Source organism: Vibrio sp. 10N.222.52.B7, from assembly GCF_041474275.1.
Lineage (GTDB): Bacteria > Pseudomonadota > Gammaproteobacteria > Enterobacterales > Vibrionaceae > Vibrio > Vibrio crassostreae_C.
Map to the genome: position 1 here is coordinate 1 of NZ_JBFRTU010000076.1, position 16,296 is coordinate 16,296.

Annotated in this window: 15 protein-coding genes; 7 read left to right on the top strand and 8 right to left on the bottom strand. The window is 45.3% G+C overall.

The window, feature by feature from the left end:
• Window positions 1–91: 91 nt before the first annotated feature.
• The gene (locus AB4512_RS18370; protein ID WP_157938423.1) at window positions 92–661 is read right to left on the bottom strand and encodes a cold-shock protein; all 570 of its coding nucleotides are present in this window, start codon (window positions 659–661) and stop codon (window positions 92–94) included.
• A gap of 352 nt (window positions 662–1,013) precedes the next feature.
• Between AB4512_RS18370 and AB4512_RS18375 the strand changes: the two genes are divergently transcribed.
• The 4 genes from AB4512_RS18375 (at window position 1,014) to AB4512_RS18390 (ending at window position 5,633) form a co-directional block, all read left to right on the top strand.
• The gene (locus AB4512_RS18375) at window positions 1,014–1,970 is read left to right on the top strand and encodes an integron integrase (protein ID WP_017067063.1); all 957 of its coding nucleotides are present in this window, start codon (window positions 1,014–1,016) and stop codon (window positions 1,968–1,970) included.
• A 108-nt stretch (window positions 1,971–2,078) separates the two neighbouring features.
• Entirely contained in the window at window positions 2,079–2,978 is a 900-nt protein-coding gene (locus AB4512_RS18380) for a homocysteine S-methyltransferase family protein (protein WP_372175312.1), read from the top strand.
• A gap of 113 nt (window positions 2,979–3,091) precedes the next feature.
• Window positions 3,092–4,102, top strand: a complete 1,011-nt coding sequence (locus tag AB4512_RS18385; RefSeq protein WP_136982456.1) for a Gfo/Idh/MocA family protein — start codon at window positions 3,092–3,094, stop codon at window positions 4,100–4,102.
• A 10-nt stretch (window positions 4,103–4,112) separates the two neighbouring features.
• Entirely contained in the window at window positions 4,113–5,633 is a 1,521-nt protein-coding gene (locus tag AB4512_RS18390) for an SgrR family transcriptional regulator (protein ID WP_136982457.1), read from the top strand.
• 96 nt (window positions 5,634–5,729) lie between these two features.
• On the opposite strand, the gene AB4512_RS18395 is transcribed toward AB4512_RS18390, so the two are convergent.
• The 4 genes from AB4512_RS18395 to AB4512_RS18410 form a co-directional block, all read right to left on the bottom strand.
• Window positions 5,730–6,824, bottom strand: a complete 1,095-nt coding sequence (locus AB4512_RS18395) for an HDOD domain-containing protein (RefSeq protein WP_372175313.1) — start codon at window positions 6,822–6,824, stop codon at window positions 5,730–5,732.
• Window positions 6,825–7,059: 235 nt separating this feature from the next.
• Entirely contained in the window at window positions 7,060–8,115 is a 1,056-nt protein-coding gene (locus AB4512_RS18400; protein WP_372175314.1) for an alcohol dehydrogenase family protein, read from the bottom strand.
• A complete protein-coding gene (locus tag AB4512_RS18405) occupies window positions 8,112–8,630 on the bottom strand; it encodes a TetR/AcrR family transcriptional regulator (RefSeq protein WP_017061096.1) in 519 nt (172 codons plus the stop codon). The genes AB4512_RS18400 and AB4512_RS18405 overlap by 4 nt, the downstream gene beginning before the upstream one ends.
• A 155-nt stretch (window positions 8,631–8,785) precedes the next feature.
• A complete protein-coding gene (locus tag AB4512_RS18410) occupies window positions 8,786–9,919 on the bottom strand; it encodes a multidrug effflux MFS transporter (protein ID WP_372175315.1) in 1,134 nt (377 codons plus the stop codon).
• Between the two features lie 97 nt (window positions 9,920–10,016).
• Here AB4512_RS18410 and AB4512_RS18415 point away from each other — a divergent pair, with 97 nt between their 5' ends.
• Window positions 10,017–10,790, top strand: coding sequence for a helix-turn-helix domain-containing protein (locus AB4512_RS18415; RefSeq protein ID WP_372111209.1), 774 nt, complete (start codon window positions 10,017–10,019; stop codon window positions 10,788–10,790).
• Window positions 10,791–10,889: 99 nt separating this feature from the next.
• On the opposite strand, the gene uxuA is transcribed toward AB4512_RS18415, so the two are convergent.
• The 3 genes from uxuA to AB4512_RS18430 all read right to left on the bottom strand — a co-directional run bounded on the left by uxuA (window position 10,890) and on the right by AB4512_RS18430 (window position 14,158).
• Entirely contained in the window at window positions 10,890–12,077 is a 1,188-nt protein-coding gene (gene uxuA, locus AB4512_RS18420; RefSeq protein WP_017068145.1) for a mannonate dehydratase, read from the bottom strand.
• Window positions 12,078–12,284: 207 nt separating this feature from the next.
• Window positions 12,285–13,067, bottom strand: coding sequence for an FCD domain-containing protein (locus AB4512_RS18425; RefSeq protein WP_017068144.1), 783 nt, complete (start codon window positions 13,065–13,067; stop codon window positions 12,285–12,287).
• A 107-nt stretch (window positions 13,068–13,174) separates the two neighbouring features.
• Window positions 13,175–14,158: a TRAP transporter substrate-binding protein gene (locus AB4512_RS18430; protein WP_372057303.1), complete on the bottom strand. Its 984-nt coding sequence runs from the start codon at window positions 14,156–14,158 to the stop codon at window positions 13,175–13,177.
• Between the two features lie 299 nt (window positions 14,159–14,457).
• Between AB4512_RS18430 and AB4512_RS18435 the strand changes: the two genes are divergently transcribed.
• Together AB4512_RS18435 and AB4512_RS18440 are read left to right on the top strand one after the other, a co-directional pair.
• Complete coding sequence (locus tag AB4512_RS18435) at window positions 14,458–14,970, top strand: TRAP transporter small permease (protein ID WP_017068142.1); 513 nt, start codon at window positions 14,458–14,460, stop codon at window positions 14,968–14,970.
• Window positions 14,971–14,985: 15 nt separating this feature from the next.
• Window positions 14,986–16,293, top strand: a complete 1,308-nt coding sequence (locus tag AB4512_RS18440; RefSeq protein WP_017068141.1) for a TRAP transporter large permease — start codon at window positions 14,986–14,988, stop codon at window positions 16,291–16,293.
• Window positions 16,294–16,296: the final 3 nt, after the last annotated feature.

A 16,296-nucleotide genomic window follows, 5' to 3' on the forward strand; every position in this document is an offset into this window, starting at 1 on the left:
GGGGAATCCATGTAGCCCTAATAATGGGCAAAAAATTGTTGGCTAAAATGTTGAGGAACGAAAACAGCCAACTGTTTTTTGTCCTTATTAATTAGCTTGTTATGTGCTTTACCAAATAATTTAGAGTAGTTCTTATTTTTTTAGATATCTTTTCTCTACCTATTAACCAGTTGGCAATAGGGGGGGATATATTGTAGTAAACCTTAACAAATAAAGAGCCTAACGTATTTGTCAGTAACTTCTCATCTCTAAACTTTCTTAACGCTCTAACTTCTGTACAACAAGGGTCGCCGTAGACAGCAGTAGCAATAAAGCAATTACTAAATGTCCTTACAGTTGCTGCACAATATGGACAAACGGATTTTTCAGGCTTCCCCCTATAAGTAATCATCCGAGGCACAATTTTTTTATGACAAGAAGGGCAATTAATTCGGTCATCAGAATTTCTGGTTACTTTTGAGCTTTTAGATGTAATTGTAACATTTACAGCTCTTTTACCTTTGTTTCCTGTTTTCGACTCAAAAGATACTCCATCCCCATTTGAAGGGAGGTCAGGACCATTTATTCCTTGTACATTAAAGTGATGATCCTCACCTGCATTTGAAGTGATAAATCCATAGCCTTTATCTTGGCTAAACCACTTCACTTTACCATTTTCCATTAGGTTCTCCATTGATTGAAACTGATTGCACATAAAATTTTAATATTGTGCAAGCACGAATCCATCCGCTTAACATATCAAAAAGGTCACTCATAACCAACTGAATGCTATGCATTTAATATAAAAGTGGGTCTAAACAATAAGTGTGAAAACGTGCAAGCACATATTGCCGACTATGTAACGCTCGGCCTCATTCTTAACCACCCATAAATCTGGAGTATAATCAATAATTTAAAATAAGCCTCTCGTTAAATTCGTGCTCAATCAGAGTTAAAAACCACTCTTTTTTAAGTCATTAATTATTCAACAAGCAATAAACTGTCTGTATGTACAGATTTTGTGAGGGGAATATATGGCGAGTCAATTCATGCAGGCAATTTGCGAACATATGACGATGCGAGGCTATAGTCGCAAGACAATCAAAGCCTACTGTTACTGGATAAAATACTTCATTCATTTTCATAAGCTTAAACACCCTGAACAGATGCATGCCGCTGAAGTTGTCTCCTTTCTTTCTCATTTAGCTAATCAACAAAAAGTAGCCATCAATACTCAAAAGGTAGCTCTCAATGCTCTAGCCTATTTATACAATCAATTTATTAAGCAACCTCTAGGAGACTTAGGGTTTAGCTATGCGACTCGGTCTCGAAAAATTCCTAGCGTACTCAATCATGCGGAAGCTATCTCGGTGATCAATGAAATAGATCCTAAATATCAACTGTTTTTTCGCTTGTTGTATGGTTCAGGTTTGAGAGTATCGGAATGCCTGAGGCTTCGAGTACAAGATATAGATCTAAAACAAGGGTCTCTCACTGTTCACAATGGGAAAGGAAATAAAGACCGAGTGACAATTTTAAGTTTTTCACTCACTGAAGCTATACAAGACAAAATTTCACAAGTTGCAGTTCTGCTCGCTAAAGATAACTTGAATGGGTTTGGGCCATCTTTGCCTCACCGATTAGGTAAAAAATACCCTAGTGCCTATCGACAACTTGCTTGGATGTACCTATTCCCATCAAAATCCGTCACTCAACACTCTGAGTCGGGGATCGTATGCCGACACCACCTACATGATTCGGTACTCCGAAAAACGCTAAAGAAGGCGACTAACTCTAATAAATTGCGCCACAAGCGAATTAGTTGTCATACTTTCAGGCACAGTTTTGCTACGCAACTTCTAAAGTCAGGCTCCGATATCAGAACGGTTCAAGAGCTACTGGGGCACAGTGATGTTAAGACAACTCAGATTTACACTCACGTTATTGGGCAACACTTTAGTGGCACGACTAGCCCGCTAGACGGCTTATAACGAAACTCCCTCATCGATAGTTGAACCTTGGCTTGATGGCTTCTGTCTAACAAGGTTGTCTGATATGGTGGCGGCAGAACTTCCGCAATTGTTTAGATAGTATTGAATATGAAAACACTAACCATACTTGATGGCGGCATGGGCCGAGAACTCAAAGAAATTGGCGCGCCATTTTCTCAACCGCTTTGGAGTGCTCAAGCGCTGATTGAAGCACCCGAATTTGTCAGCCAAGCACATCAAAACTTTGTCGATGCAGGTGCTGAAATCCTAATCACCAATAGCTACGCCTGTGTGCCTTTTCACTTGGGTGCAGAGCTGTTCGAGCAACGCGGTTTTGAACTAGCCACACTGTCTGGTGAGCTGGCTAAAGCAGTTGCAGACAATGCTACCCACACAGTGAAAGTAGCAGGCGCGATTCCACCGCCATTTGGCAGCTACCGACCAGACTTGTTTAAGGTAGAAGAGGCAGCGCCAATCATTCAAACGCTTTACGATGCCCAGGATCCAAACATCGATCTTTGGATAGCGGAAACCATCTGCAGCCTGCAAGAGTTCGAATCCATTCATGCGGTTCTTAAGCAGTCAGATAAGCCGTGTTACTACGCATTCAGTTTGGAAGATACCAAGGGCGATTCTGCCAATATTCGTTCTGGCGAGAGCGTAACAGACGCCATCAAACTTGCCTGCCAATCAAACGCGACAGGCATTATGTTTAACTGTTCAGTGCCTGAAGTGATGGATCAAGCCATTATCGATGCCAAGAAAGTGAACGATGAGCTAGGCCGTGATTTAGAAATTGGTGTCTATGCCAATAACTTTGCGCCTATCAGCAACGAACATGAAGCGAATGACATGTTTCAAGAAATGCGTGAACTGGATGGCCAAGGTTACTTAACTTACGCTAAACGCTGGCATGCACTGGGCGCGAATATTATCGGTGGCTGTTGTGGCATCGGGCCAAAACACATTCAAGCCCTAGCCGATTGGAAACACTCAATACAGAGCTAATCCTGAGCTTCAACTAGAATAAAATAAATAGAGAACAGGTTGAGAAATCTGTTCTCTATTTGTATGTGACGTCTCTGAGTACACTGATACAAAACAACGATTTGGAGTAACTGATGAGCGACACGCAACGAAAAATTAAATGGGGTATCGCAGGGCTAGGCAATATCGCCAATCGATTCGCAACCGCAGTCACAGAGCACTCTCTGCATGGTGAGCTTGATGCGGTTGCCGCCAGAGATCACTCACGCGCAGCCACGTTCGCCAACAAGTTTGCTTGCGACAAGGCTTATGGTTCTTATGAAGAGATGGCGAATGACCCAAGTGTTGAAGCGGTTTACATCGCTACGGTTCACCCATACCACCAGCCACTCACTGAGTTGTTTCTAAAGAATAAAAAACATGTATTGGTCGAGAAGCCGGCTTTTACCAACCTTGCTGACTGGCTTGAGATGAAAGCTCTCGCGAAGCAAAATGGCGTGATGCTGTTAGAAGCAATGAAAACCGTGGTGTTTCCCGCATATCGTGAGCTCCAATCATTCTTGGTCGATAACAACATTCAGATAGATTCAATCGAAGCCAGCTTTGGTAACCATCATGACTATGAGCCCGATTTGTTTATCTTCAATCCGGATTTGTCAGGCGGAGCAACACTCGATGTTGGGGTCTATGGGCTTTGGTTCTTTTACGATCTGTGCCGAACGCTGGGTGTAAACCCTTCAAAACCTCAGGTAGAGATGTCGTGTCTTTATGAGGGAGCGAATGTTGATACCAATGCATGCTTTACATTCTCTGGTGATATAAGCGGTAAGATATCGGCATCAACAGTGCAAAACCTTCCCCGATCAGCACACTTGAGTGGACCTGAAACCAAAATCACCATTCACGAAAAATGGTGGAATCCGGCCTTTATTGAGATTGAACATCAAGGCAAAAAGTCGACCATTAACTACCGAGTGATAGGGAATGGATTCGAGTTTGAAATCGACCATTTTTCAGATTTGGTGCTTCAAGGCAAAACTGAATCGAATATCCTGAGCTCAGAGATAACCTCTCGAGTTCTCGATACGATGGAAAACGCACTGATTGATTCTGGCTATTCACATTTAACTCAACCTCGTCGTTAGGAAAAGCAAATTGGGCAACCTTAAGCGTAAGCTTGAACTGTATGAAAAGATATTTCAGGCTTTTGGGCCTGGAGTATCACACTGTCAGGTCAACCAACTGGCCACACTGCTGCACGTGAGTGAACGTCACGTTCAGACCTTACTCAAAGCGATGACAGCACAAGGCTGGATTGAGTGGCAAGCTAGCTCAGGCCGCAGCAAGAAGGCACAACTCACGTGTCTGGTTGAACCCATTGAGGCGTGTTACCAATACGCACAAACCCAAGCTGACGCAGGCAACATAGAACAGGTGTTTAGCACCTTGAGCTTCAACGGCCGCAATGCTGGCACTGAGTTGCAAGCCTTTCTAAGCAATACCAATCCGTCGACGCAGAATATCGCGTACATCCCGTTTCACCGAGAACTCGAAGCGCTTCACCCTCAACGCGTGCTTAGACGCACCGAACGTTTCTTAGTTATGCAAGTTTGCCAACGCCTAACCTCCGTTAAGCACGGCAAACTCAGCGGCGATCTGGCTTATCATTGGCAGCCTAATCAAGATGCGACACAGTGGCACTTTCAGATTCGCAATGGTGTTCAATTTCATAACGGTCGAACACTCGAACCTCAAGACATAGCACGCAACCTTAACTCTCTCTGCCAAAGCAAAATATGGCATCGCTGTTATCAGCATATTGATGAGGTCTCTGTCTCGGCAGGCAATGTGGTTGTCGTAAAGTTGAATCAACCTGATTGGCATTTACCGCGCCTACTTGCTAGGGCTGAAGCCTCCGTATTCGATCACTCATCACCGACTGATAGGCTGATTGGATCTGGCGCGTTCTCATTAGACATCTTCTCAAGCAAGATGTTGAGATTGAGCCGCAATAGCGCCTATTCACACAGCACGCCGATTCTGAATCGAGTCGAGTTGTGGGTCTATCCTGAATGGGCACAGAGCAAAGCCTGCGCTCAAAATCAGGTGTGCGTGAAACTGCCCGAGAAAACGACCAGCGTGCGTGGCGATGACCATTCTTCCCAACCGGATTTCGGCTCAACCTTCTTTAAGATTCAAAGCCCGATGTTGTCTTCAACCGTTCGTGAGTTCACCGTTGAAGACACCTCTGAATGCCAAGCCCTTTTCGATCAGTTGTCAGTGTCTGGCGACCACAAAACCAGCGTGGAATATGGGCACTACCTAACTCACTACCTAACTACCAAAGACGTCGCGCTGTGCAGTATTATTGATGAGAACGACACCTTCACTTCGTGGTTAAGCTTTTTCACTCGCTTCCCGTTTGAGGAATTAACTTTACCTTCTGAGATGCTAGAGACAATCGAACAAGGCTTAGCCTCAATAACAAACCAGCCCAACTTTGAGTTAGCAATGAATGCACTGTTGGTGCTTCGGCATTGGTTGCATGAATCTGGAGTTGTGGTTGAGCTCAAGCAAGAGGCGTTCAACTTAGAGGTTTCTGAAAAGATACACGGCGCACAAGTAAATGGTTTCGGTTGGTGCGAACTCGACAAGCTGTGGATTAGCCATTTGTAAGCGTATTTCGTAGCTGAATGTATTTCACAACCTAGCCCAACCAAGCTGCAACCAATCATTATGTTCAGTCACAGCGTAGGTCGAATAGGCTAAGGGTTAGCTCACTAGCGATAATTCAGACTCTTTATAGATACGGTTAGCCACTTTGTATGCAGCCGGAGACATCAGTGTCTCTTTGCATCTGCGCTTAAATTGCTCGACTTCAATCGTTTGTTCTTCCAGTAAATAGCACAGCTCACTCAAGTAGTTAGCTTCAAACACAGCTTGACCAAGTGGTGTGCATTCGTATCGGCTCGACTCTTGGTAGCCAATCGCGGTCAACACTGATTCTGGCAGTTCCCAGAACTTAGCAATGGTGTAAGTCAGGCGAATGGAGTAGCTGTTCATCAGGCGCTTCAATGCTAACGAGTTAGGTGGAACAGAAGGATCAACATGCTTGAAGGCTTCTACCATCATCTGGAAAATGATCATCTTGCCTAAGTTGCGAATTAACCCAACAAAATACGCCGCTGCTTGCTCTTCTTGAGATGAAGAGTCTTTCATCAACTCCTTAGAAAACGACGCGGTTTGAACACTGTGATTCCAAATTTTCTCACCGAAGTGACGCCAGTAAATATTGTTCCCCGGCGTGAAGTTCTTCATGTAGCTATTCACCACCCCTTCAACGAGCCCTTGAGAACCCATATTTAAGAATGCTGTTTTTAGGTCGGTAACCTGTTTTTCATTGCGTTTGTAAAAGGCGCTATTTGCCAGTTTAATCACATCGGCAGCCATACTCGGCTCGCGCTCAATCACTCTTAACAGAGTATCGACATCAAACTCATCGCTCTGTAATTCGCTCATTAACGTGGTCACAGAGGCTGGCATCACTGGAAGTTCATTAAGCAAGGCTTTTGGAGAGCGAATCAAGCGTTCGATTTGGCAAGCGACAAAATCACTAAATGGGTCTGACTCCGTTCGAAGGCGAGACTCTCCAAACAAATAATCAAGGAACTCACCATCGTGAAGGCTAAGCGTCTTATCGACGATTAATGATGATGGCTGAGCGGACGACGGCGGAACAAAGATTGAAGACTGAACAGAATCAGTAGCAACGGTTTGTTGTTGCTCTTGTTGGGCAGGCTCTGCAGAGGGTTTGTTTTTTGAATAAACAAAAGGTGAGAATAGTGCCTGCAATACCCTTTTAAACATCAATACGGCTCCTAGATGATTATCAAACAGTTCGGGATATATAATGGCGGTAATTATCGCACAGTTAATTCATAAACCACACAATGATAAATGAATCATTAACTTTTCAGCTGTATAGGATCTGTTACTCAACGGGTTGCAAGACTGAGCCCGCCAGCATTCGCCAGAAACAAAAAAGCGAGCACATGATACTGGCTCGCTCTTACATAGATTAGATGCGTGACACCGTCTAAAGTTAACTCTGAGCAACTTTCAACACGATCTTACCAACATGCTTTTTCTTTAAGAACTCTTCTTGCGCTTTATGGATATCGGCTAGCGGATAAGACTCTGCAACGATGGCGCCAATCTGCTGTTTCTCAATACGGTTGACTAGATTCTGGAATACCTGTGGCTCTAAAACCGTGCAACCAAAAAAGCTGAGATCTTTGAGATACAAAGTGCGAACATCAAGCTCAACCATTGCACCACCAATCGCACCAGACACAGCATAACGGCCATGCGGTTTTAGGACTTCAAGAAACTCTGGCCACTTGTCACCAGCAACTAAATCGATCACCACATTCACGCTGCTTTCGCCTAGCGCGTTAACCAAATCTGCATCACGGGCAATCACTTCATCAGCACCAAGTTCAAGTAACTGTTGGTTCTTGCTTGGGCTAGTGATGGCAATAACATACGCGCCGCGAGCTTTTGCTAGCTGAATAGCCGCAGAGCCCACACCGCCCGATGCACCTGAGATCAGCACGCGATCAGCTTCAGCCACGTTGGCGCGAGTCAGCATGTTTTCTGCGGTCGAATAAGAGCATGGGAAAGACGCTAGCTCAACATCCGACATAGAACTGTTCACCGCGTAAGCATGCTTAGCTGCTACTTTGGTGTATTCAGCGAAACCACCATCGCATTCAGATCCGAAATACCATGGCTGTGGTAGATCTTGTCCATAAACCTCGGTCAAACAAGGCTCAATCAGAACACGCTCACCAATACGGTCAGCCGAAACTTCGTTACCAACGGCTACGATGAAGCCGCACACGTCAGCACCTTGGATACGAGGGAATTTCAACGCTTCGCCAGACCAACTGGCATCGTCTGAATCATCACTTTTAGAATACCAACCGATTCGTGTGTTGATGTCGGTGTTGTTCACGCCTGCCGCCATCACCTTGATCAGCACTTCATTAGGTTCAATTTGAGGAACAGCGATATCTTCACGGTAACCCAGCATTTCTGCCCCGCCGTGCCCTAACATCTCTACGCCTTTCATTGTTTTTGGCACTTCAAAATTCATACTGTTTCCTTGAGTAATTTTGTCACCATATTCTGTGCCGATGCCACAGCTTCTTCGCCCAATACTGGCCACGCACTTGATACGCCTTCATGAAGTAAAAACAGTGGTGTCGCGAGATCCTCTCGCAGGCTCTGCTTGCCTATTAGCAAACGAACTTGTTCTTTATGCTGTGTAACCGCTTGGCTGATAAGCTCATTATCGGGAAACGCGGCCATCGCATTCATCGACATGCACCCATGTGGCGCATACTCTTCTAACCATTGTTGGAGCTTGTTGAAGATATGAGTAACCGATGCGAGCCCCTTTTCAGGCGACGTTTCCAACAAGAAATCTAAGTAGCGTTGGTGTCGATATTCCAAGGCACCAACGATCATCGCTTCTTTTGAAGGGAAATGTTTATACAAGGTTCTTAGGCTTACATCGCACGCCGTTTTCAGCTGTGCAACGCTCGGCTCAGCAAAACCTTGCTGGCTAAATGCCACCTCTAAGCTTGCTGCAATCTGTTCTCTCAACATAGTGCTCTCTCAATACCCGACAAAGGGTAGAATGATTGTTCTACCTACAGAGTAGAACGATCACTCTACCCCTGTCAATATCCAAATTTACAAACCAAGAAATGATAAATTCCGCGCCAAACAGGACACGGAATTTATCAATACAGATGAGAGACTTAGCGTTTAAGCTGGAGTCGACTGCGTATCGTCACCAGAACAGATAACGCGCCACAAAGTACCAACACTACACCTAAATCTTGAATCATTCCCGCTAAAGCGAGCCCTGAGCCGATCAAGGTGTAATACATCAAACCAAACAGTGCGCCTGCACTTCCTGCTTGAGATTGGTAACGTACCAACGCTCGGCTCAATACATTAGGGATCGCAATACCAAACGCCATAACCACCAACATCATTGGAAGCAAGAACCAGATCGTGTGTTGTGAAAAATAGACACCCACCGCACCTAATGTTTGAAGCCCTGCTGCGATACCAATCAGAGACATTGAAGACACTTGTCTCTTCAACAATGTCTTGTTCACCAAGCTTCCCAACAGAGTCCCGAACCCAAGCACAATGCCGCTGTAGCCAAACTGCTCAACGCTAAATCCAAGTTGAATGAAGGCAAATGAACCCAATTGATAATAGGAAAACAGTGCAATATTGAACGACGCAACCAGCAACGCAGACATCCATATATCGCTATCTTTGATCATGTGAATACTGAGTGACTTTAACTGCAATGGCTGCTTAGATTGTTGCGTTTCAGGCAATGACCATAGGCTATGTGCCAACAACGCTAACACCATAATAAACAAGGCAATAAACACATATTGATGCCCGCCCGCTTGGCTTAGTTGACCGCCAAGAAGCAGCCCGATGATTGGACTAATCGACAGCCCCATCCCCATGTAACCAAACACCTTGGCCAGTTCCGCGCCGCTAAAGGCATCGCGCAACATGGTTTGTGTCACAACCGAGCCAACCGCAAGCCCGAAAGCACCCATGGCTCTGGCTATCATCAACCACGTAAAGCTGTCGGTTTGCATAGCAATAAGTGCTGAACAGGCGAATAACCCCATGCCCAGTAACATGGTTGGTCGGCGCCCCCACTTGTCAGCTAACACGCCCCATACCACAACACCGAGCGCAAACGCTGAGAAGTAGATCGAGAGGGTTTGCGCCGCTTGTGCGTAACTCACATCAAAGGATTTCGATATTGAATCCAGAGTCGGGCTATAGATGGTTTCTGCGATTTGAGGGAACATCAGCAATAGCACCATTTGCCATAAAGAAGGTTTTGTTTTCATCATTTTTCCAAGACCAGTGAACTTGACGAGGAGTCTAGGGGAAACTAACCTTGGCTCGTTAACAACATTAAAACCAAAAACAACAAGATTGGGACAAATGGCATTAATCAGCGAAACCATTGAGTTTGATGCAGACAGCTTACCTGCGCCCGTAATAGGGATTGCGGCAGAGCTAGGTCAGCATGACTCAGGAATACATCACCACGTAAAAGGACAGTTGCTGTATGCTCCGCAGGGTTGCATCACCTTGACCTTAAAAAACGCCATTTGCATTTTGCCGCCGACTAAAGCCGTGTGGATCCCGCCTTATACCAAACATCGCGCGCAGATGACCAATGTGGTTGCTTATCGGTCGCTCTATTTTGATAGCAGTATTTACACCTGCCCAGAAGCGATTGAAATTGTGGAAGTGAATGAGCTTTTAAAAGCCCTGATCAATAAGATGGCTTTCTGGGATTGGGACGTTGCCCGCGAGCAAACCACCAATACCGCCAACCTATTCTGGGAAGAGTTTTACAGTGCTAACCAACACTCGTTTATCTTGCCACTACCGACAGATCGCCGCTTTAAAAGCTTTTGCAAACAAGTCCGAACCGATTCCTTTCTTGCCCCAGCCCTCTCGACATTAGCGAACTCGGTTGGCGCAAGCACCAAAACGATTACTCGATTATTCAAAGCCGAAACAGGCATGACTTACCAAGAGTGGCGACAGCAATGGCGCTTGTTTAAAGCGATTGAACTGCTCTCAGAAAACCGACAAGTCGGTGATGTGGCACATTTGCTAGAGTTCTCATCTAACAGTGCGTTTATCGCTTTTTTCAAACAGCAAACTGGACAAACCCCGTTGGCCTTTACCAAGTTAGGGGCGTGATTGTTGTTATCCAAACTCTGAAGTTTTACTGAGCTCAGATACAAAAAACCAGAACATGAGTTCTGGTTTTTAAAAGTATTTTAAAGCTAGATGCCGTCGTTACTTGGTATAGAAAGCGCGTTTCAATGCCATCTCTAAACCACGAACTTCAGCTAAGCCTTTCAATCGACCAATCGCCGAATAACCTGGGTTAGTGGTTTTCTTAAGGTCATCCAGCATTTGATGACCGTGATCCGGACGCATTGGAATTAAGCGGTGATCGCCCACTTCTGCACGACGATTTTCTTCATCCAAAATAGCCATCACAACGTTGTACATGTCCACATCACCATCGAGGTGCGCTGCTTCGTGGAATGTCATTGGGTTGCTCTCTTCACGCTTAGTTGAACGCAGGTGCGTAAAGTAAATTCGGTCACCGTGCTTTTTGATCATATTAACCAGATCATTGTCGCCACGAACACCGTATGAACCCGTACACATCGTCAAGCCATTCATTTTGCTCGGTACATGCTCGGTCAACCAATCAATGTCTTCGATCGTTGAAACGATGCGAGGCAAGCCTAGAATCGGACGCGGTGGATCGTCTGGGTGAACCGCCATCTTCAAGCCATTCGCATCACAGATAGGCATCAGCTCAGCGAGGAAGTAAGACATGTGCTCACGTAGCTTGTCTTTGTCGATTCCCGCATAGCGATCTAGCTGTGCTTGAAACGCTTCTAGTGTGTAACCTTCTTCAGCGCCTGGCAGGCCAGCGATGATGTTATTAGTCAGTTGCTGAATTTGCTCTGGCGTCATGTTGTTGAAGTAATCCAACGCTTGAGCTTGCTCTGATTCTGAATAGTCCGATTCTGCACCTGGACGTTTCAAGATATGTAGCTCAAATGCCGCAAACGCGATTTGGTCAAAACGCAGTGCGCGCGAGCCATCAGGCATTTCAAATTCTAAATCGGTACGCGTCCAGTCCAACACTGGCATGAAATTATAACAAACCGTATCGATGCCACACTCAGCAAGGTTAGACAGAGTTTGCTTATAGTTATCAATCCACTGCTGGTAGTTGCCAGTTTGAGTTTTGATCTCTTCGTGCACAGGCACGCTTTCTACAACCGACCACGTTAAACCTTTCTCTTCGATAATGGCTTTACGCTTGAGGATTTCTTCTTTTGTCCAAACTTCACCATTTGGAATATGATGCAGTGCATTCACAATACCAGTTGCGCCCGCTTGACGAATATCGTCTAGCGAGACTTGATCATTAGGGCCGTACCAACGCCACGTTTGTTCCATGAGACTTACCTTTCTTTAAGACGCACTTAGCCGGCTCGAATTAATCAAGCTAAATGCAATAACGACTTCTTAATGGCAGCAATGACAATTACTGCCCGAGATAGCACCGGTCTACGCCGGTCTAAAGACGATTACCTATCTACAACCTATTGAATGAATCAGCTTTCAAGAGGAGCCTTGTCGCTGAATTCAACATTAGCTTCAGAACTAGCTTTCTGAGCTAAGCAGCACCACTGGGTTGGAGCTAAATAAGTAACCATCAAAGTTTGGGTCATCAATGTCTGACAGCGCTAACAAACGCTGTTTAACATTCTCAAGGTGTTGCCACATTGCGTTCTTAGCAGCGACAGGGTCTTTGCGCTGTAAGGCGGCGAGGATACGAGCGTGATCATCTAACCATTCTTCACGGTAATCTTGACCACTGATGTGAGAGTGGAGTTTATTCCACATTGGACTCTTTTCGCGTCGATCCCAGGATTGTTTCAACATATCTACCAGCACAGAGTTTTGAGTTGCCTCTGCAATACACATGTGAAATCTTTCATCTCCGCTGCAATCGGTAGTGCCGCTTGCAAGCTCTTCGCGCTCGAGTTCGAGTGCAGAGCGCATCTTAATGATGTCGCCCGGAGTGACCTGAGTTGCCGCAAACTCCGCGATATTACTTTCCAGTAATTGGCGGGCCTGCAGCATCTCGAATGGACCAGCGTCATCGCTGACCACATTCTCGCGAGAATGAGTAGGAATGTTCAGGACATAAACACCTGACCCTTTTTTTACCTCAACTAAGTTTTCAAGCTCTAGCATGATGATCGCTTCACGCACTACAGTGCGGCTTACATCTAGACGATCAGCAATATCGCGTTCTGGAGGTAACCTATCTCCGACCTTATACAGGCCTTCAATCAGTTCTTTTCTTAGTACTAACCCTATCTCCTGATAAGGTCTTTTCGGCTCGAAAGGCATCATGATGATATTGTCACTTCTTTCCATTGTATTTCTCTCGCCATCATAATGACCAAATATAATTGGTCAACCTCTATATCTTAAAATGCAGTAACACCTTGTTTTTGTATTACTCTTTTTTCTATATTTGCTCGTTATTCAACAGCCTGAATACGGTCAATCAATGCGCTCAATTCTGGGTCCGCTTTATCTAGCGCGTCGTACATAGGTTGAACCGCTAGTGCGAACGCAGCCTTGTCTGGTTCCACAAAAGTAACGCCCATTTTCTCGGCTTTAGCACGCTCTTTTGCTTCCGATTCAGCCCACAATTTTTTCATCAATTCAGATGAATCACTTGCCGCCTTCATTAGCGCACCTTGTTGTTCTGCAGTCAGTTTATCGTATGCTTTGGTTGAGATAACCAACACATCCGGAACCATCGTGTGCTCATCTAAGCTGAAGTATTTAGACACTTCACTGTGACGGCTCAAGCTGAAAGAAGGAATGTTATTTTCAGCCGCATCTACGACACCTTGCTGCAGTGCTGTGTACAACTCACCGTAAGCTAGTGGCGTTGGGTTACCGCCTAACGCTTTCACCATCGCAATTGCTGATGGGCTTGGTTGAACACGAACTTTCAAACCTTTCAGATCTTCTGGTGTGTTAATTGGCTTATTGGTATAGAAGCTACGCGCACCAGCGTCGTAGTAAGTCACACCAATAAAGCCGCTATCACGAGAAGAGTTAAGAATGTCACGGCCTACTTCACCATCAGTCACACTGTAGTAGTGCGCTTGATCGCGGAATAAGTAAGGCATGTTGAATGATGAATAAGCAGGAGAAAAAGCTTCTAGCTCAGCAGCATTACTTTTCACCATATCTAAAGCGCCGTTCTGCATCAGCTCCATAGATTCACGCTGTGTACCCAATTGAGCATCAGGGTAAATACGAATACGCACCTCACCATCAGTCAATTCACGTACTTCTTTCGCCATAAACGTCATCGCTTCATGTACTGCATGGTCACGAGGGTGGTTATGGCTCAGTTTCAATGTTGTCGCTGCATAAGCAGAAGCTGTTGCTCCAAAAGTCAAAGCAGCACCGACAACCGCACTAATCAAAGTTTTACGCGTCATCATCATTCTTATTCTCCGTGGATTGGTTATCCAAAATGTAGGGTGTTTTTTGTTATGGGCTCATATTGGGGCTCAAAAAAGGAACCGTCAAAGCTGAAATTAAAATTGATTGACCAAAGTCACAATAAAAACCCATAAATTGGTCAACCAAAATCATTTGTGAAGTTGCTCACGCCAACCAAAAAATGAATAGCTTATGATTCAGCCAGATTTTTGAACATCCCATCCCTACATAGAAACAATTTCTTACATTGGTAAACCAATTGTTATGAGATACGCAATTTTGTTGAAAGGAAATAAACATGAATAAATTGGTCAGTTACATAAATAGAGGGTTGGCCGCCTTTACAGTGTCTCTATCGTCTTTCTTGGTGCTATGCGTGATATGGCAGGTTCTATCCCGCTATGTTATTGGCAAACCAAGTACTGTTACCGACGAGCTCGCTCGTTACCTCTTTATGTGGGTAGCCCTGATTGGTGCTGCTTACACAACAGGTCTGAAACGCCACCTTGCCATCGACCTACTTACGATGAAGCTGACTGGCAAACGTAAATTAATCAACGAAATCATTATCCAAATAGCCATCGCTTCTTTCTCTTATATCGTTCTGGTACACGGTGGCAGCCAACTTGCAGCTAAAACACTTGCGATGGGACAACTGACTCCCGCTCTAGGTTTAGAAATGGGCTACATCTACTTCTGCTTACCGGTTAGTGGCGCTTTGATGATTTTTTACTCAGTCGTATTTACCTACGAACGCGTTAAACAATTAATGTCAGGTGACGATTTGATCACCGACTCACAACTTGATTGATAGAAGGATTTCACAATGGAATGGCAAGTAATACTGACATTATTCGGTAGTTTCGCTGTACTGCTTACAATCGGTGTACCGGTCTCTTTTGCGATTGGTTTATCGTCACTAGCAACCATCTTAATGAGCTTACCGCTTGAGCCTGCAATTGCTGTAGTTGCTCAACGTATGGCGGCAGGCCTTGATAACTTTGCACTATTAGCAATTCCGTTCTTCATTTTGGCGGGCAACATCATGAACCAAGGCGGCATCGCGCTGCGTTTGATCAACTTCGCGAAAGTGTTGGGTGGTCGTCTACCAGGTTCACTCGCCCACGTAAACGTGATGGCAAACATGATGTTTGGGTCTATCTCAGGCTCAGCGGTTGCATCGGCTGCTGCAGTTGGTGGCACTATGTCTCCTCTGCAAAAGAAAGATGGATATGACGAAAACTACTCGGCTGCGGTAAATATTACGTCATGTCCTGCGGGCTTGCTTATCCCACCCAGCAACACGCTGATCGTGTTCTCATTAGTTTCTGGTGGTACCTCTATTGCAGCATTGTTCTTAGCAGGCTACATCCCAGGCCTATTGATGGGGCTGAGCATCATGATGGTGGCAGGTATTATCGCGAAACGTCGTGGCTACCCAGTCGCAGCTCGTCCTTCCACATCAATGGTATGGAATACCTTCCTAAAAGCAGCACCTTCTTTAGCACTGATCGGCATCATCATGGGCGGCATCATTGGCGGTATCTTTACTGCGACTGAGGCTTCCGCAATTGCTGTGGTATACACGTTTGTTTTAGCTGTGCTTGTCTACCGCGAAGTGAAATGGGGTGATATTCCAAAGATCATCCTTGAGTCTGCAGTAACAACATCTATCGTTCTATTACTGGTTGGCGCATCAATGGGCATGTCTTGGGCAATGGCGAACGCCGATGTACCTTACATGATTGCCGATGCTCTACTCGCGGTTTCCGAAGACCCACTAATGATCCTACTGATTATCAACGTGATTCTGTTGATTGTTGGCATCTTTATGGATATGACCCCTGCGGTTCTTATCTTCACACCAATCTTCTTACCAATCGCGCTAGACCTAGGCATCGACCCTGTGCACTTCGGCATCATGATGACCTTCAACCTTGCTATCGGTATCTGTACACCGCCAGTAGGTAGTGCTCTGTTCATCGGTTGTTCGGTTGCCAACATTGCCATCGACAAAGTCATCAAGCCTTTATTGCCATTCTATGCCGCACTTATTGCAGCCCTAATGGCCGTTACTTTTATCCCTGAGCTGAGCTTGTTCCTACCTGAATTGGTACTGGGCTACGGTTCGTAATTT